Raw genomic sequence first — 19,590 nt, 5'->3', positions numbered from 1 at the left:
TGCAGACGTAGCTCATGCGCGCCGCAAGTACTTCGACCTGCACGTGGCGAATAAAAGTCAGTTGGCGGAGCAGGTGCTTCACTCGATTGGTGGGCTGTACGAAGTCGAGCGACACGCCAAGGAACTGAGCGACGAAGACCGCTGGCGATTACGCCAGGAAACAGCAGTGCCCATCGCTGAAAAACTGCATGAGTAGTTGCTGGCCCAACGCGAACTTGTGCCCGAGGGTTCTGCCACGGCCAAGGCTCTGGATTACAGCCTTAAACGCTGGGTAGCGCTGACGCGCTACCTAGAAGATGGTGCTGTGCCCATCGACAACAACCAGATCGAGAACTTGATCCGGCCGTGGGCGCTTGGGCGGTCGAACTGGTTGTTTGCTGGGTCGCTGCGCAGCGGCAAGCGGGCGGCGGCGATCATGAGCCTGATCCAGTCAGCGCGCATCAATGGGCATGATCCGTATGCTTATCTCAAAGATGTACTGACGTGGTTACCAACGCAGCGAGCCAGCGAGATCGAGCAACTGCTGCCGCGTCAGTGGATGCCTGCCTGATCTGTGCAAGGTGTGTTCGCTGGCCGCTTGCCGCCAACCTGCCCTTCAATGGCGCGCTTGAAATTTGCGCGGCGAGATAGGCACTTCATGACTGCTAATCATATGGCTAGCGCTTTCTCTTCAGCAGGTTCAGATCACCTAATCGTCCACAAAAAATAGCAGGCAGGTCACCTTCGCAATCTCACTCGCACATTGCGTTGGGAGGCGCGTCAGCACCTCTTTGAGAGATCGAGAATTAACCGACAGCATGAAGCGCAGTCTCTTGCTTGAACGAGAACCGCTCCGAGATGCACACGCTATCTCGACGAGGACCTCGTGATAGCTCAAGTGTCAGGAGGCTATCCTCGGGGAATGCAGGACTGAGCTCTAGTTTGAGGTACTCGAAGAGTTGGCGGTCATGGACAGCTATTACAACCTGCCGACCATGTTCCTTTGACAAGGTCTTCAGAAGTGCCGCGAAGTGGGCGATATGCACGTCGTCCATCGATTGCACCGGGTCATCGAGAATGAGGCACGGTAGATCACGCGGGACTGATAGATGCAAGGCGATAAACAACGAGAGGGCTCCGGTATTAAGATTACCTGCGCTCAGCATTGCACCTGGTGTCCCACCGGCTTCGCCGCCATCTCTATGCTCAGTAATTAATTTAGGCTGTAGCCTCTGAGTGGATGATTCTGGAATGCGAAATGCCGGTACAAATGGTTCGCCTGGCGCCAAGCGTACAAAGAGATCGCGCCACACAAGGTTGAGCCGATCATTGAATTCCCGACGAATAATTGCGGAACGCACCTTATCAACGGCACTACGGATCGTGTTGCCCTGCTCGCGTAGGACTTGCGCCCGCTCGAGGGCAACGTTAGCGGATTTCCAAGATTCGTCATCGGCAGAAATCCTTGCATCCACTTCTAATCGTTGCCTAATCGCGGCGCGAATCGTAGCGATTAAATCGGCAGCCTTTCGCCGCAATGAAAGACGCTTTTCAAATCGCGCCGCCTGGGTAGCCAAAAGCGATTCCAACCTAGTCGCTCCGGCCTCGAAGGACTCTCCTTCACCTAACTCAGGTGCGCGAATTGAAAGCGCAAAATCATTCAAAATGTCGTGCGCTGCGACTAGAGAAACATCGCGGATCTGGGCGTCGCTCACTGAACGACGCGCGGCGACATCGGCCGCGCGTAATTTTCCACCCAACTGCAATGCGTCGAAAATACTCTTGAGTTCGCTGATCAGAACATTGATAACAGCTAGCCGCCGGTCAAGGTTAGCTAGGTCACTCTCTTCAGGACTGCGCGCCGCAATCGTCTCAATGTCTCGCTCCAGTCGTTCAATGGCGACTTGCATTTCACTGCGCGCACGTCCGAGTGTCAGTAATCGCTCTGCCGATGCAGATAAACTTCGAACCTTGTCATGGACATGTTCGCTTAACGGAGCCAAGCCCGTTTCGGTGAAATTTCGATCGCAAACTGGACACGTATCATCAGCAATAAATGATGTCAGCTCCGAAAGTGCCGCCGCCAGACTGCCAGCACTACTGGATAAAAGAACGACTTCTTCATCTATCGTGTTCCTCTGGCGCAGAGCCACATCACGTTCATCTTGCGCTTTCGCGCGCCCTGCAATATCAGTCCGTGCTTGAGTAACACGTTCAGAAACATGCTGCTGCTCAGTGCCTAATCGCACCAGTGCCGTTTCTGCGAATTGCTCCGGGTCGCTTGGAAGCGAAATATTTGATAACACCTCTTCGACACGACTGCGTAGAGATTTGACTTGATCTCCATATGTCGCTTCCCAATGCGAAAACTCCTCACTGGCTTCATCCGCGCCAATAGTAATGAGGTCCACGGTGGTTCCGGTTGCAGCCTGCGCCCCCTCAATTTCACGCCGAATGGAAGCTAGTTTTCGTTGCTGGTCCGTCAGCAGTGAAAAAGCATCCGCGTCTTTGTCATCTGAAAGGCTAGTGGTAACTTCATCGAGTGTTTCTTCCCGCACCTCCACGGATAATTCCAACTCCGCACAGAGGATTGCAAGCTCATCAGCCACGGTTTGAACTTGCTCGTCTAAAACTGAGTGTGCCTTGCGTTGTTCGGTGAGCAGGCGATCTAGGCGTAATTTTTCATTTTCCGCAGTAAGCCAGCCTTCCACACTTTTGCGGACGTTGCGCACATCTGCAAGCGGCTTTAGCCCAGCTTCGAGCGCGTCAAGGCGATCCAGTCCTAGAAGTTTGGCTACAAATTGAGCTAGGGGGGATGTCGCATCGTGCCCCGCTTCTTGATAGATCTGAAGCAACTGACCAAGCAGAGCCTGCGGTAGGAATGCCCGCTCACGGAAGAATGTCGCACGCATATTGTCAAGCGCGTTGATGGACTGCGCACCGGTTACATTGAGAGTAGCGTTGAAACTTTGTTCTGAAATTCCGCTGAGGGCCCACAACAGAACACTGCCCTCAGAAGCTGATCGATGAAGTAGTTGCTTCTCATAGCTGGGATCAGCACGCTCCAGCGAATGAACCTTCCCTGTCAGGGCGAGCTCGATAGCTGAAAGAATGCTCGTCTTTCCCGCACCGTTTTCACCATGGATAAGCACAACCTTGGCGTCAAGCGGTGCATGAATCTTTCCGCGGATGCTTCGGAAATTGTTGATGTCGAGGCTTTTAAGAATGAAATCGCTCAAGACTGCTTCGCTCCCAGATCGGATTGGAAGGCACCGCTGATCACCTGTGAAATGGTATCGATCACCGCTTGTTCTCCGTCTGTTGATGCGGCGATAACAGCATCTATCAGTTCGCTATTAGTGTTTGCGGAAAGCGCAAGAATAAGCTGTTCTAAGGCAGGGCCATTACCAGTTGGGGATTGTCCTATCGGAGCAGGAAGCGTAAGCGGTAGTAGCACACGTATACAATCGTCCAACTGGCGTTGCGCAGCCTCGCCTGTCGGCCTCCCTTGATCATCAAGTGAGACTCCTTCGACATGCAGTACACGGCAGATTTCAGACAGAGCCTCAATCCCCTCCACCAGCACTGCACCTGCAAGGACTACCGTTACCACATAACGTGAGCCGGTTACGTCGAGCGCGCGACTTAACGCTTCGACACGTTGTTTGACACTTGCGCCTTCGCGGTCCCCGTTCTCCCCCGTTGTTGTGTCGACCACTAGCACTAGATCTAGCGCCCTACCATCGTGGCCACGCATCGCAGCGGTGAACGCGAACTCCACACCAGCAACCTTGAAAGGGATCGTCAAGTCAGTGTAATCAGCGCCGTGAAGTCGCTCCTGAATCGCATGTATGATAGGTGCAACACTCACAGCATCATCTCCTTAACAAACTCCTGCTGTAATGTCGCGGCATCACCACAGTTCGCGAGTAGATTACCGAGGCTGACATGCGTTTCGCCAATGCGTCCGGTTCGTCCCGGAGCAGCACGGACGCGTCTCGCACTCCCTCCGTTCCCGCCCATCTGATACCAGGCATCGTCAGCATGTAGGATGATTGCATTGTTGTCGGCGAATCCACCGTTCATTTTTAAAGCAATCGCCTCAGTGGCCGACTTCACGACAAAAATTGGTCGATTTATTCCGTCAGGACGTAATGCGCACGCAGATATTGCCCCTGACTTCAGATCTTCATCCGCGGGTTTATAAATATCCCAAAGCCCCGTTTCTCGCCCACATTGCAACAGCGACAAGGCGACCCCAAGACGTCCCAAACCCATAGCTTTGGCGTTCTGGTCAGTGGCGATGAGGTTGAGAGTTGAGTTGCTTAGCGTCTCGTAAGCGTCCGCGTTTGAAGGTAGGCGGCCACTTCGAAACAAAGAGAGCATACGGGACCATTGCCTGACAGCTTGGTTTACAACGTCAGTTCGGTTCCAATCCCCAGGAGTGGGAACAGCAAGTTCTGCCATGTTATCTCGTAACGACTTCAGGAAAGGCTCGAGTTCGCTTGCAACCAGGCCTTTACCGATTTCGGTAAGAGCAAGCTGCATTAATGCAGTGATCTTATCGCCGAGGACCTTAAGAACAAGCGCGATTAATACCTTTTCACCCCAGGCGCGCAGCAGCGTAGCTTCATGAATGGCAGCGGCATTTTCGTTGTATGCCTCACCATAAGAGAGGCGTAACACATCTCGCTGTCCCTGCTGGATCTTATCCTCACAGAAGATATGCGCTGGAGCAGCCGGTGCACACGGCCAAGGCCAAGCATGCGCCGCCTTGGCTCGCGCGAAAAGAGTCTGGAGATTGTTGTCTTGGATCGATAGTCCGAGCACGAGCGTTTTTTGAGCTGTTGCAAGCCCGACTACAGCATTGCACATAGCTAAGAACTCAGGCTTCTCCGGCCAATCCATTATCTGGGTGTAGCTTCCGGTTAAGAATCGGCGAAAAACTAATGGCTCACGCGAAGCATGCACAATGCAGCCATGAAACTTCAGCAATCGTGCCCGCCCGGCAGGCCCCCTAAGCTGGTCGGGGTCAACGACCACCTGCAGCACACCAGGAACACGGTTGCTCAAACGATCGACCGCCGCCTCTATAAATCCGTCCCAATTCGCCGAGGCGACCGACTGTACTGCCCCCTCTAGAATTAGGATCCCAATACAAAGATGTTCGGCGGCAGGCGGCGCGGGATCTTGGAAGGCCAGCCTGATATTGATCGCATCCCACAGGATAAAATCAGCGTTCGTTCCCACGATACGAATGTCAAGAACACGCGCGTACTTGTTCCAGAGCCGGTCAATGATGCTGTCATGCTCTGGCCAAGACGCGAGCGGTTGTACGTACTGCGCCTGAACTGTCGCGGGCTCTATCTCAGCAAGCCCGAGGGCTTCTTCAAGTGCGGGCAAGTACGCAGCGGCAGTCTCAACTGCAACTGCCCTCTCTCGAATATAATCGAATGCTCGTTCTATGAGGTTACCGAGGTTTGGAGCTTGCCTTGAAATCCCTGAGCCTACCCATAGCGCAAATTCGCCATTCGCGACCGCGCTGGCAGCCGGAGCGAAATCGGACTCGAGTTTCTCAAGCACCTCACGCACCGCAATGTCATTAGCCGTTGGAGCTGGAGCCATGTCTACCACTTCTCCCTGTTATGACATCGTCGTATTACTTTCGGACATGGACAATATAGCCATCTCAGAGAGCATTGATATAGAGAGTTTTTGCAGTTCCTCCTTGACTACCGGCGTATTCGTGTTCTTTCGCGTCGTCCATCCTCTGCGGAGGAAATGTCGAAGATGCTTGAAGAGCGTTGCCAGGCGTTCGCACAAGGGCGTGTAAAAATAGTGGTGCTCGATCTGGCACGTAGTGGTGCCAACGCTGGAGCCGAACCACGCCCTGCTATATGTCAGCCTTAGACGTCCCGTATCGAGCGGAGACGCTGCCCAACGGCGAGGCGGATATGGCGATCATCCGAATGAGGCAAGCGCTCGGACTAGAACCGTAAATCCCGATCGAGTTTCACAAGCAGTGTGGTGTAGCGGCTCGTGAAGCTCTTGCTATCCCTCCCCTTCAAACCCGCAGCAATCCCAGCTCGCCGCCCATGTAATTGGCTTTCGCGGTCGTTCTTGGGAACACTCATGATGGGTTTACTTGACCGAATCTGGGACTTGGCTTCCCCAGACAACAGGTCGGAGGCTAGGACTTAGTCCGCCATCATCATTTTCGGTAGAAAATGAATGACGGATAGGTGTATGCGTCTGCGTGCTCATTGTCCCGACCCTCACACAGCCATTCCCCCACAAACGGCTGTGGGCCCGCGACGATAAGGGCATTCTCAGGATTTTTCACAGCTTCGGCCGTCGGACGCCATGCACCAGGCATAAAGCCTACGAGGTTAGCGTCCGGCGTGTTCTCCACAAACAGCTTCCCTTCTTCTGTCAGGTAGCCCCGAAGGGAATCTAGCCCAGTGTTTTTTTTTTAAAACCAACGGTTCCCACTTCACGTCCATGCAAGTCCCCTGATTGTGATTTCCCGTGAAATGATGCGTAAGGGTCTCGCACAGCCCCCTTCAAAATTTAGAAACTAGGGACGATGGTGTCTACCAGGTACGTTGGCACCTCTCCTTCAACGATAGGAACACCAATCGTCCAGGTTAGTAGGCTCCGAGATCATCCGGTACTCGTTAGGCGCAAGCGTGACCTTGTAGACCGGGATGTCGATTTCACCGCATATCCTCAAGATCTCGAGCGCATGAGAATCCGAGATTCTAGCCCCAAGATGAACGGCCTTCAGGGGCGCAGCAACATTGAAGCCTTTGACCTCACTATCGTCGTCTGGAACCACTAAACGCCACTCTCGCTCGTACTGCCAATCGACAGCCTTGCACAACGAGGCGGCAATTCCATAAAGCTCGTTGTAGTTTTTCTCCCGGCGTTGGGCTCTGAGAATGTGCGTGACGTCGAACAGTTGATTTGTGTATGCGACGGGCCATAGCGTGAGGGGTCGGAAGCTGATTCCGATGAAGCCCTGTGAAGTCGTATTCCATGGCAAAGCCAGTGTGGTTGTAGCCATAGTGGCTCCACATCAACACCGAATCCACACGCTCGCTCAAGCTGCAGATTTTGTAGCTGCTTTTGAGCTGGTCAATTAGCCATGGGAGCTGCCCGGCCTGGTGATTTGGCGCTAAGACTCCGACTTCATGGAGCCAGTGAGCAACGTTCATGATTGGGGGCTCTTGAGCCGAAACCAATGCTACTACAGCTGAGATCGGATCCTCGGATTCAAGCGCAGTGGCGACTTGATCATCGCTAAAGCCAAGTTCATCGAGTTTTTCCCAAGCAGCGAGCTTCCGGTAGTCAACCCAGAATGCCGTGTCGTAGGGATCGTTGAATTCATTGGCTACGCCCAGATAGAGGGTTTTCTCAGCCAGGTTCTTCAGCGCAAACTCGCCGCAGGCTCTGATTTTGAACAGTCGATTGGGCGTGTTCAGGTGCTTGTCGTTGATTAGCTTCGGGATGTCCATGTCACCGATCGTGGCCGAAGAAAAATTCTCAATCAGATCTTTTACCCAATCCCTATCCACACGAACTCCTTTGTCTACGCGGTTTGCTGAGGCACGAGACGTTATCACATCTGGGTTACGCTCACTTGTCCCACCGGTATAGTGAGCAGGCCGTTTTGTAGCCTTGGGAATCAGGGGCTGATGCTCGATTCAATTTCTTCCATTCGCCGCTTCAGTTTGGCGCTGGTGAAATTGTGGTCGCGGTTGTTGACGGCCTTGAATTTGCTGCCATCGATGGCGACCAGGTGGTCTCCGAACAGTCCCAATTGCTGACACAGCACAACGAACTGCCGACAGACGCCTCGGATGGCCTTGCTGTTGTCTTTTCGGAAGTTGGCGATGGTCTTGAAGTCCGGCATCAACCGCCCGGTCAACCACATCAGCTCGACGTTGCGTTGGGCTTCTCGATCCAAACGTCGGCTCGACTGGATGCGGTTGAGATAGCCATAGATGTAGATCTTCAGCAAGATCGCGGGATGGTAAGCAGGCCGGCCAGTATCGGCTGGAATGGACCTTCAAAACCCAGATTGACCAGGTTGAGTTCGTCGACAAAGACGTCGACTACGCGCACCGGATTGGTATCGCTGACGTAGTCGTCGAGGCTCTCGGGAAGTAAGGTGCCTTGCCCTCGATGTTCACCTTGGATAAAGCGCTTCATGGGCGATCCCTGCGATGAAATCCTCAGAAATCATAGCAAGTGTTCGCAAAGGTGTTTTTAAACACTCTGGGTCGTTTGCTGCCACTCACGACAAAGGTCACATGACCTGACTCAACTCCGTTAACCAAGGCCCATACGCTAGGTGTAGCGTAGGTAGTAGATCCGGTCGCATCAGTACGTCACACCCCTCTACGCAGTACGAGTCCTCAACTGAAATCTGATCGCTCCGCACTCGCCACGTACGTTGAACCACCGCAAGGTTTCCGGCGGTATCCACCCATCTCATAGAGCCTGCGTATCCGCAATGTCGCAGATCAGCGAGCATTTGAAGACTTGCCGGAGGGACCAGTAATGAAGTCCTTCCCAACCAGTCATCAATCGGGACCCGGTTTACTAACCAAAGACTACGCTCGTCCATTAGCTCATCTGGACTGCCCGCACTGATCAACCAGTCCTCAACATACCCTTCGTTGAAAGGGCACGCATCGGGCGGGATATCTTCATCAGGATGCACTGCGACAATCCCGCCCATACGAATAATCATTCGCTGCCGATCCGATTTTATACGTGAGTTTTGAGGATGCTCCTCCTCATAGAAGCCAAGTCGAATCCAACCACTGTACTCCGGATCATCGTCGGCAACTGTGACGATCGGGTTAAGACCATTGCGTGCGCTGGCTTCCCATTTAGGGCGCGGCGTCCTGCTGGCGACAGCCATCAAGTGCGCCGGAATATTTGGCAGGATGTAGCGGAGCATCTCCTCGACCAACTCTGATTCGAAGCCTTCGGGCAGCCCTACGGGATGCGGAAGGCTAACGAGCATGGAGTCAAGAATGGATAGATAGAGTTCCATTTGCCATAGCAAGACTTGGGCTGGAAGACGGGTATTGCCATCACGACCGACACTGAGCTCCCATCGCCGGCGACCTGGAATAGAATCACGCCACACGATGTTATTCAGACGTCCCTCGATGATGTACGGGAGGTCAGGCCAGAACTGCGCCAGAAATTCCATCACTTCAAGCTGCTCAAGTGCCGCGATCATCCGTAACTGTTGACGAACGACCGGTGTGGACGACATCGTCGGATCAGTTCGGTCTGCAACTGTCACATCTATCCTGGCAAGAAGTAGTTGCGCCATGCTCGCCACTGCCCATGAGTCGGACTCGGCACACAGCGTAAGCTCGGGTGTGACATCGGCAATCAGGTGTGAAAGATCGACTGGAGACTCAAGCAACACGCGAAGCACTAGATGCAGCGAGGACACTGATGTATCAGCCAGTAGCCAGTGGCTCAAAGGACGCGCGAATAGATGAGTACGATCACGCAGCAGACGTGCTATGGCACTCAAGACCAGCCCTTTGCGTGGCAAGACCGGATTGCCCAGGCGATTCAGGAGCAGGTTGATCAAGGCCTCGTCCACTGACCAGTCGCAGCCCCCCGGCTCAAGATCTTCAAACCCAAGGTAGCGTCCCGGCAGCGGCAAACGAAGCTCCATCACATCGAATGCCTCCGCCCAAGCCTGTGTTGCGATGCCTGGAGCCTCCCATTCGGCAAGATGCTCAACCAGACGTTGCGTCACACCATGAACATTGCCAGACCGCAGCTTACGGGCCGTCTCGTCTGCTAGCACCTGCCGGGCTTGCGCAGGATCAAGCTCAAGCGCTCTGCCTACCGAAGCTGCGTGCTTACGGCCGCCGACGTTATGCCAGCCACCGCCGCCTTTTGCACAGCTATACGCAAGCACGTACGTGATGGCGGCCAATTGTACATGACCGGCGTTATCAAGCGCGTCAGCCAGGCCTTTGATGGCCTGGTAACGATCCCGAAACCAGTAATCCGTATCGTGCACATAAAAGTGGATCAGTCGTTGGGCTGCTAATTCATCGCCTGCATCGACCATTTCGCTGATGATATAAGCCAGAGGTAGTGTCACTACCCCGTCGATCTCGGAATCCGAGATTTTCGCTTCACCTAGCCTGCGAAGCGTAGACAGCACATCCGTATAGGTACGCGTTTGAGGAAAGGCGGGACGAAGCTCCTCACCTGTGGTGTCGTTTTCACGGGATCTGCTTTCACTGCGAACTATCTGCGTGGGATGACGGTAATCACGCAGGGCTGCTGGAGTTGTAAGCGCATGCTCTGATGCAAATGTAAGAAGTCGCTCAACGGCATCGATCCGATACCCCGTAGCGTCATCTAACACTTCTGCACATAGTTGTGTGAATCGATCCTGGACGTAGGACAGGTTGCTCGGGATAAGCCGTTCGAGCGGTCTGAGCCGCTCCATGACAAGCTTACTGCCGGCACCATCGTGGTCAACCACGAACAAGATTGAGCCCCAAACCCCATCGAGCAAGAGCGGATCTGCCGTTTCGGCAACCTTCGTCAATGCGCTGGTCAGCGCGGCGAGCGTGACCCAGGACTCACCCCCACGCTCACGTGCCAACGTCGACGCTAAAAGCCGAACACCGCGTACCGGGTCAACAGCCATGAGCGCACTGAACCAGGCATTCGGCGCATGCTTTGTCTCTCTGCCGTCGGTATGGTTCCTTACTGCCCGCACGAGCGGCTGTAACTTGATTAAGCCATCAAGCGCTGCGGTGGAAGACCCACTCTTCAAGGCGCTCACACTCTCGATCAGGTCAAATAGAGAGGTGTCTTTGTGAAACCCGTACCCCAGTAGAAACCCACAAGAGTGCCGCCAATAACTGGCCGCCGCCTCAGGTTGCCCTGCAACTGCTAACGCCTGTGCCACCCGCATGGAAAACTCGGCATGGTTGCTGTAGTAAGTACCGCCGTCTATCTCCTCCGCCACGAGTTCACGATCTAAAGCGTCGACCACCAACTGCGACGCTGATTCATGTTTAGCGTAGGGAATCAGTATCGAAAAAAAAGTGTTGGCCGAAATAGCCCCGCCGTCTTCCCTGTCCATCTGGGTCGCAATACCCAGACGAGCCTCGGATATGGAAGAAATGGCGTATTCCCATTCCTCCAGCGTTCTAGGGAGACTCAGTGCTCGGGCGAGGCTATCGGCTATAACTGAATGGATTAGATAGAGGTCGCATGCCCGAGGAGATCCCACGAAGGGACGAAGATCCCCGAGCAACTGTGCAAAAACGGCATTAGAGTCGTATGGCCTGTTTTGGGTGGTCGCCGCTTCAGCTTCTGCGCTTGCTATCACGAAACGTAGCCAGCAACGGTACCAGCCCTCTCCTTGAACACGATGCCGCTCTGCGTCCAGGGTTTGTGAGTTGCCAGTTAAGGCATGTAGACGTGTGGATGCGACCCAGTCACGCACTGGCTGGGCGCTGTGTAGGTGGCCATCGTCGCCCAGAGCGATGTCGAGCGTATCTGGCTCGACCAAAAATGGCTGGCCATTTCCAACTGAAGCGCCTCGCTCAAGACACCAGACAGCCTGCTCTACCCCTCTGGCGTGACGCAGCGCGTTGCTGGCGTAATCTGCTGCTGCCACAAGGTTGCTCGCCTCCCATGCAACGTCTGACAGCCCCAACCAAGTCGCACACGCGCGCTCATCGTTTAAGCCGAATCGCTGATCAGGTTGAACGCGCACTCGCCCAGCGAGACGTTCAACGGAAGACATAGGTAGCTCGTGAGAGAGCATGCTCGAAAGCCTACGTACGAAGATGAATTTGAGTTCTTCCTCGAAATACAACTGATCACAAACCTCTCGGGCGACACCAAACGTATACCCTAAGCGCAGTTGTCCACGCAGCGACGCCAGGTAAACCTTCTCCTCCTCATACAGATCAGCCTCAGGATCGAAGTGATCAGAGTGACTGCTGCGGTGGCCGTCAAACCACAACTCAAGGTATTCCGCCCAAGGTGCTACTGCGCCTTGGGCCTCGACCGCCTCACACGCGAGCAGTCCTTGAGTCGCATCCAGAGTTGGTTCCCCATCGAAAAGCATGCGTTGTGCGAGAGCGTGCGGCCCATGTAGCGCCTGGTAGGTGATCCAATACGGATGCCAGCGATTTGTACCTTCATCAAAGCACATGTCGAGTGAACGGAAGATCTCAGAGCACCTGAGCAGCACTGGCCAGTTTCCGCTGCTTGCCGCAATGTCCGCTGCAAGCGAGACGCCGTCCTCAATAGACGTTCGAGAGTGTCCATGAACGAGACTGTCACGCGCAAAGGTGGCAGAGACCCGCTCCAGAATCTCATCGTCCCGCCCCACCCGGCGCAAAGAGGGAAGCAAAAAGCGGTATGAGCGAGCGTCCTGAAAAAAGTCCTTGGATTCTAGCCAGGCGATGACCGGATTCAGGATATTGCGAACGCTTTTGCCTGCGGCTTGTAACTCGTCAAGAATGAAGCGTCTGAAGCTCTCATGAAATATCCGCACACCGCCTTGACCTGTGGCGCGGGAAAGGATGGGGGAAAGCATGGCCAGCGCTTCGGGAACATAGTCTTGCATCAAGCTCCCGACAATTTCTTGCAGCTCTGCCTCCGTCACCGAGAAATCAAGAACACCTAGGATATTAGCCACGGGGATGGTGTTGCGGCTGGCGGTCAGGTTCAAGTGTTGGTAGTAACGGGTAATGTCACCGTCCAAGGCTGGCGCTGACGATAGCCATTCATGAGGCGCTTGAATGCGCCCGCTCTTTAACCCCTCAACGAGGCCAACCGACAAATAGCGGGTGTAGAGTGGATTTCCTTGGGCCTTCGACGCCAGTAAGGTGAGTAACTCGTCTCGTTCACCTTGGTCGCAAATGGCGACGTCTTCAAATGCTTGTGAAACGCCGTGCTTGTCACACAGAGAAATTATTTCTTCGCGTTGCCACGCTTGAAGGGTGTGCTGGTGCAGTGAGTCCTTGAAACGATCTCGGAGAGGATCAAGATGTTCGCCAGGTTGAGAGCCAATGACAAGCGATACACCTTCGGGTAAAGCAAGTGTAGATAAGCGCTCCACGATATCCGTTTCATTGTCATTTAGGCTTTGAGAGGTGCTGCGTACTCGCGCAATGTGATCCAGACCGTCGACAATAATGACGACTCGGGAACCGCTTTCAACGACCTGCTGCAGGCTTTCTTCAAGGACATCAGCTCCTGCCGCGAAGGTTTGCCGAGCAGATACGCTCTCTTGCTCACTCAACCAGTCCTGGATGTCCCCCAGAAGATTTGCAAACAGGATGTTGGTGCTAACCCGCTTCTCTGCCAAACCGTCTCCAGGGGCAAGGAAACAATAGTGCTGCGCTACAACAACACCGCGATTTCGCAAAAAATCGGCAAGCTGCGTCAACTCCCAAGATTTACCTGATCCTGGGCCAGCAAGGATCAAATGAACGCCGCCCTGCAGCACCGTTTCAGCCAGATTGTCGCGAACGTGCGGTCGCGGCTGTAGCACAGAATTATCAATCGGGAACTGTTGAAGTACTCGCCCGAAATCTGTGCGCAGCATCAAACGACTTGCTACGTCCCCAGGAGTCAGTCTCTCGCCTTGAATGCGCGCGTTGGTGGCGATGTGAATAGCTAACGCTGCAACATCCTCAGGCCGTCTTTCGGCGTTGGGGTATCGCCCTATTCCAACATCCTTCTTCAACAAGTCGAGCAGTAAATCCTCTAACGGGCCGGGGCTATCAAGATCAAGCGTTGCTGAGGGCAAAGCAAGTTCAATGACAAAGCGCTCGCAAAAAGCGACAACCTGATCTCGGGTAAGCGGTGCTGGGCCCTCCTTGGAGGGGCAGAGTACCGAGAGTTTGGGGCCTTCGGCATCTGGCCATATTCGAGCTGAATCGATGCGATATCGCTTTGTAGTAAACCCTGCGAACGTGCCAGCGGCATCTGACACTTCAAATAAAGCGGACATGGCGTCGGCTATAACAGGGGCCTGCCAGGTCGCGCAGAGCCTGTACTCGTCAGCTGCGTCCATGCCTGCATGGGTGAACGTCTGAACCAAGCGGTCAAATCGAAGAGAGGAGGCATGGCCTGTGAAATCTTGAAGCTTCAGTGCGACGTCGGGGTTCAGGCTGGATTTTAGCTGGCGCCGGATTCTGGTTCCATTGGCCGTCACCTCAAGATCGTCGAAGCGGTCGTCTTCGACAGTTTTACGATCCACGATGACCGCTTCATGCTGGTGAACAAGTGCTCGAACCAGTAAGTATGCGGTAACCAAATCTTGGTAGGCATAGCCCCTATGAGCGGCGCTCAAGGAGCCCATGTGTGTCGTAATCAAAATTCCCGCTCCTTCTAAAGCCTTCGTCAGGACCCTCCTTCACTCGCGACACATATTAATCGAATGATGGCTTTCTAGTTTCTCTTTGCAAAATGCTTTTAGCAACGATGGCGCGCGCCCTCTGAGGGCGATCAACAGTGACTGCAGGTAGTTTTGCACCACGGAAATTCGCACTCGAATCGTAGAGGGCACGTGCGAGATGCGATTGCTGGAGAACAACCAGCGGTCCGGGGTGACCAGCCTCATAGAACCGCTAAATAAAAACTGGGGGAGTCCGGATCTGACTGCCAGTTGACCGCAATAGTCCTTACCCATCCTGATTTTTGCTGTCAACCGAACTTCAGGACCATGGTCGAGGCAGGATGATTCGGCTAGATTGCACCACCACACTGCAGATCCATGAGGAACTGGATGTCTATCGAAATCATTGGCCCCAAAAAATACAAATTCCAGGATCGTGTATGTCTGCTTTTGGCGCTGCAACATGCACAGAACGCACACGCGCAATTGGAAATCGAACCGCGCGGTGGCGAAGATGCGCAATTGGTTTTTGACGACAGCGTGAGTCGCAAAGTCTTTGAAATTCAGGTCAAAGGGGCGAAAGCTAAAGTCACTGTTGATGCCCTCGCCGATTGGCTTGCCCATTTCCCGGCACACGAGGCCGAGGATCCTTTGATTGCACGTCTGGTCAATACCCCTACCCAAAACGTCATGATGATCGCTTCTGGCCGCTGTGATGACGCCACATCCACTTATGTAGCCGATCTTGGCGATCCGATTGCCCCTTGGCCAGCAACTCGAATCAAGACGCTAGACCTGGCGAATATCCGAAAATGTTTTGCGTCTTATGAGGTGCCCCTCAATGGGGATAGCCCTCTGCAACAACAGCGCAGAAAGGCCATCGGCACCCTCTTCTCTCTGCTGAAGGATCCAGCGCTGCGTCAAGCCGTGCGACGTGTACGCGTAATCGAGCGGCTGGACGAAAGCACGGTGCAGCAAATGTGTGAAAGTCTTCTCCAGTCTGTTCACGGAGTCGTTCCCGACCTTATCGCCGGGACGTTGACGGCCCTGGAGACCATCATCTTCGACGCGAAAGGCACCGGCGCCGATGTGCTGCCAGCGATCCGGATGCAAATACGGGCGGCCAGACCCGACGAACGCCTGGCTCCCGCTGGCTATATAGCCCGAGGAGATGAGGAAAACCTAAAACTCAAATTAACCGCGCAAAAAGTACTGCTCCTCGCCGGTCGGCCACGCATCGGTAAGACCATGACATCGCGACAACTTGCGGGTGACTTTGAACAAATGGGGTTCATCGTCAAAATTGCCGAAAGCGTTCAATCGGCTCAACGGTTCTTGATGGACCCGGTGGACGAGAATCGCCTTGCCGTTGTGGATGATCCATTCGGTGGCGCGCACGCCACTGACGATGCCTTACGAGAGCTGGCTCTACTTGAGCAATTGCTTGGGTCGATCCGCACAAACCGTAGGCTTATCGTCGTCCAAGCGCAGGACCGGTTGCTGGAGATCGCGCGCAAGAAGTCCGTCGATGAGATGGAAACACGCGGCGTGAAGTGGATAGAACTTAGCCACCTGGACTGCGTTTTTTTATCAAGTGTCTGGACGCAGGCCTGCACAACCTACTCCGTACCGAAATGGCTGAGTGAGTGTGTGCAATCTGCCCTCTCCACTTCGGCACTCGATCTCGAACCAGGCTGCCTGCTTTATCTAGCTACAAACCACCATAAATTGTCAGCGGGTGCAACGCTGCCAGAGATAATTCGGCTCGCGCGCGAAGACGCTCAGACGCTTGGCCGAGCCTTGAAGTCAGAGGGGCTTGGCCCTCTTGTCACTGCCTTGGCCATCTCGACCACACCCGACCTGCCGGTATCCCCTACAGAGCTGGCATTCGCAATGGGTGCTGGCGGCCCTGATCGTCCTGGCAGGAGTAAGGTCATTGGCAAATCAATTTCCTTTGGTGCCCCGACGACTCGGGGCAGACGTCCTGAACCACAGTACGATCCATTACCGGAACTCGTTTCTGGCACGGATATATTGGTTGAAATTCTGGAGTCACGCCGAATTTTGGAAATTCGAGCAGGCGGCTTGTATGCATTTACTCACCCATTCTACCGAGCGAGCTCTGAGTCGCTGATTGACGGTGCTACTGCGCGCGCAGCAAAAAGTGCTCTCGAAACAGTGGGTCGTACGCTGCTGAGCCTGTCCCCGGAAAGCTCTGATGCGGCCGCCAGGAATCTTTCCTGGCTCTACGATCGACTTGATTCCCCGGATGGTCGCGCGGCGGTGATTGAAATCGCAATCGATGGCCTGAGCTCGATCTTCCCAAGAACACGCGATGACTGTTTTGGCTTCTTGGTGAAGCGACTCACGCATTTGCCTTCCGAAAAGCAAAGTCAGATTTCTAAATGGGTTTCAGCTGTCACCTATTTTAATATTGACGATGTGGAATGGTTTAACGGGCAGCCCCGTATTCCTGCTGGGACCATGGGGGCCACTATAGAAAGTGGCATATTCACCAAAGAAAGGCCCTGGGAGGAAATTAAGGACGTCGTTCGAGCTCTCGACAACGCCGAAGCCACTGTCATTTCGCCGGAGCAAGCCGCGGCTGCGCTGACACACTTAAGCCATCATCCGAAAAAAATGACTCATAGCTCTGCGGGGCGCCTCCTCAGCTATGACGTTGCGTTGATCCGAGCGCCAGCTGCCGCTGCGTGGCTTTCTGTACCCCGTGCCGATGACGATGATCTGCTAGATCGTATATTCGGAGAAGAGCATCCAGCTGTAGCGACTGAGGCTCTCAAGTCGGTCTTGGCTGTTTGGGGTGATTGCGAGCCAGAAAGGCGCCTCAAGCTCCAAGGTGGTCTGGTAGCCATGGCAAACTCTCCAATTGCTGCTTTAGCGTTCATCGAACGCCTTGTGCTTTTTGACCGTATCGAGGAAACCGGAGACACCCCCCCTTGGGAACTGTTCAGCGAGTTGATGAGCCAAGTCATGAAAGCGCTACCTACCGGCGCCGTTTTTCGCGAAGCTCGCCTTTACAATGTGCTGTCCGAGGGGCTGGCACATATACCAAATGAAGCGCTCCTACGAATTGCGGATCACTGGATTGATTTGCTGCACAACAGTGTCACAACTCGCCGACTCAGCGATTACATGCTTGGTGTGACAGACATTCTGATTGAAGGTACAACGTCTGAACCCTCGACACGCTTAGGCCGCGTGGAAAGGCTGTTGGAATTACCGGGCACCAGCGCTCGTATGCGTGTTGTCGCCGACCTGGTTCCCCGGTGGAACTTGCTGACACCTGCAGAACAACACGCGCTGCTGCAGCAGCTAGAAACCGCGGCCGAAGACCTTGACTGGCTCCGTGCGACCGCGATCACGAGAAAGTCAGTCCCTCCTGAGATCCTGACACTCATCCTCCCAGAGGAAGGTCTGCTTGCGCTGAGTTCACTGCCGGCAATCCTGAATACCCCAACGGCGCTGCTGAATGCTGCTGTGCACGTGTTCACAGGGTGGCATCCAGAGGTTCAGTACATCGGAGTTTATGGTGGCCCGCACAAGATCTGGCGCCCTGTCGTGGCACACTTCGCTCAACAAGCCAGCCATCCCCTGTTCGAGATTTGCTGGGAGACAATGCTTTCCTCAGGGGACACCGTTGAGCTCTCGGAGGCCATCAAAGCCCTCGGCGCTGAACATGCTCCGCGCCTTTTCGACATCATGCTTGCGCGGAATATGCAGACCACAGGCGACTTTCTGCCGAAGGCATGGAAATCGCTCTTTGAGGTCGCAGCAGATGAACAGCTCACCGCACAGTGGATCGGCCTAATGGCCAAGGCTGCCCCTTGGGTCCTGGACGATCTTACAGAAGTTGATGAGTGGGTGCCCAGAGCATTCATAGAGCAGTTTCTGAAGCATATGGAACCAGATATGAGGTTCATGCAGCTCTTGCAAAGGCTGTCTCAGTTGCCAAACAGTTCCTCGGACTCTGACGCCGTTGTACCGTCATATGCATCTGATCTTACCGATGTATTGCGGAAGCTTCTTGAGGTACAGCCACCTCGGCATTGGGCGACCTGCCAATACATCGAACGGATGGTCAAGAAGTTAAACATAGACAGCCGAGAGTTGCTGACGGAGATTGAAGCCTTGCGGCTCAAACTGCTCAATGAGCGCGAGCCCCGTAGCTATCCAACATATCCGCCGCTCGATGGATGGGTTGTGGCATCGGTGACCGGATAAATCTGAAACTGAAGGATCAAGCTGCCCCCAAGCCATCGCGGCTAGGGGGCTACCGAAGTATTCGCCTTATTCCGGGGTACGCCAAAGCAGCCGACCCTCAGGTCGAAAGGTCGAAAGGTCGAAAGCTCGACGCCTCTACCCCACCGCTGCGGCCGTTTCCAGTCGCTGCACTCAGGCGGTAGGTCGCTCGAAGCTACCGAGGTAACGCTGTGTATTACCTGTGACGTACTCGCCCATCGTGCGGTTTATCAGGTTTTCAACATTAAGTCTGCGGACGCGATCACTCTGAATGAGCTTTCTGAACGGATGAAAGAGGGCTCGGTCTTTCTTTTGGATGTGCGCCATGGAGATGAATTTGAAGCAGGTCATCTGCCCGGCGCATTAAACATTGAGCTGGAGGACCTGGAAACTTGGGTTACTACCCTTCCAGATCATTCCACTATCATTGCGTATTGCCGAGGCGCCATGTGCATGCTCTCTGCCGACGCTCCCGCGTGGGACGGTCAAAAGTCTACGCCATATCGTGTTCTATCGTGTGGCAAACGACGACGTGATCGAGATCGTCCGACTCCTTAATGACGTCATGGAAGTGCAGTTGCATTTGCCTAATCACTGATCAGCGACCTGGCCCAACGGCTTAATTGGCCAAGAACAGAGAAGGTAAGGCGCCCCCTCTACATCTCAACCTGAGCGCCCTCGTTGTCAGCCGACTTGGCGGCCAATTGAAGCGGGAGGTTCTGGGCCTAACCGGACTATCGAGACCCAAGACCAGAAATACCATTTTCAACTTTGCGTTCCACTTCAATGCTGAACAACCGCTTCTCAGGCGTTTTCCGTGACCAGGCGCCTAACATTACGCTCCAGCTCTCGATGGGCACGCGGATCGATACCCATGACCACCAGCGCCTTGGCAACATCACGCAGAGCACGAACACTTCGCG

6 protein-coding genes and 4 pseudogenes are annotated in these 19,590 nt (G+C 54.3%); 4 read left to right on the top strand and 6 right to left on the bottom strand.

The genetic code is table 11. From position 1 onward, the window contains the following. Positions 1-7: 7 nt before the first annotated feature. Positions 8-550, top strand: a pseudogene (locus AC1MDT_RS06425) (IS66 family transposase); the annotation flags it as partial. A 235-nt stretch (positions 551-785) separates the two neighbouring features. Here AC1MDT_RS06425 and AC1MDT_RS06420 read toward each other — a convergent pair. From AC1MDT_RS06420 to AC1MDT_RS06395, 6 genes and pseudogenes are all read right to left on the bottom strand, one after another. Then, complete coding sequence (locus AC1MDT_RS06420; RefSeq protein ID WP_480421229.1) at positions 786-3,218, bottom strand: AAA family ATPase; 2,433 nt, start codon at positions 3,216-3,218, stop codon at positions 786-788. Next, entirely contained in the window at positions 3,215-3,850 is a 636-nt protein-coding gene (locus tag AC1MDT_RS06415) for a hypothetical protein (protein WP_480421228.1), read from the bottom strand. The genes AC1MDT_RS06420 and AC1MDT_RS06415 overlap by 4 nt, the downstream gene beginning before the upstream one ends. Continuing rightward, a complete protein-coding gene (locus AC1MDT_RS06410; protein WP_480421227.1) occupies positions 3,847-5,604 on the bottom strand; it encodes an SIR2 family protein in 1,758 nt (585 codons plus the stop codon). The genes AC1MDT_RS06415 and AC1MDT_RS06410 overlap by 4 nt, the downstream gene beginning before the upstream one ends. A gap of 1,193 nt (positions 5,605-6,797) precedes the next feature. After that, the gene (locus AC1MDT_RS06405) at positions 6,798-7,556 is read right to left on the bottom strand and encodes a DUF2971 domain-containing protein (protein ID WP_480421226.1); all 759 of its coding nucleotides are present in this window, start codon (positions 7,554-7,556) and stop codon (positions 6,798-6,800) included. Positions 7,557-7,672: 116 nt separating this feature from the next. Beyond that, a pseudogene (locus tag AC1MDT_RS06400) lies at positions 7,673-8,193 on the bottom strand (transposase); the annotation flags it as partial. A 97-nt stretch (positions 8,194-8,290) separates the two neighbouring features. Further along, a complete protein-coding gene (locus AC1MDT_RS06395; RefSeq protein ID WP_480421225.1) occupies positions 8,291-14,386 on the bottom strand; it encodes an NACHT domain-containing protein in 6,096 nt (2,031 codons plus the stop codon). A 411-nt stretch (positions 14,387-14,797) separates the two neighbouring features. On the opposite strand from AC1MDT_RS06395, the gene AC1MDT_RS06390 reads away from it, so the two are divergent. The 3 genes and pseudogenes from AC1MDT_RS06390 to AC1MDT_RS06380 form a co-directional block, all read left to right on the top strand. Next, positions 14,798-18,649, top strand: coding sequence for an nSTAND3 domain-containing NTPase (locus AC1MDT_RS06390; protein ID WP_480421224.1), 3,852 nt, complete (start codon positions 14,798-14,800; stop codon positions 18,647-18,649). Positions 18,650-18,814: 165 nt separating this feature from the next. After that, positions 18,815-19,126, top strand: a pseudogene (locus AC1MDT_RS06385) (rhodanese-like domain-containing protein); the annotation flags it as partial. Between the two features lie 19 nt (positions 19,127-19,145). After that, positions 19,146-19,265: pseudogene (locus AC1MDT_RS06380) on the top strand (type II toxin-antitoxin system RelE/ParE family toxin); the annotation flags it as partial. Positions 19,266-19,590 lie beyond the last annotated feature (325 nt).

It is taken from the genome of Pseudomonas sp. ASL7 (assembly GCF_056680375.1).
This window is presented reverse-complemented; position numbering and strand designations above follow the sequence as displayed.

Bases quoted from the DNA above. Each gene is read 5' to 3' on its own strand.
- AC1MDT_RS06410 (WP_480421227.1), bottom strand. From the start codon at position 5,604: ATGGCTCCAGCTCCAACGGCTAATGACATTGCGGTGCGTGAGGTGCTT.
- AC1MDT_RS06390 (WP_480421224.1), top strand. From the start codon at position 14,798: ATGTCTATCGAAATCATTGGCCCCAAAAAATACAAATTCCAGGATCGT.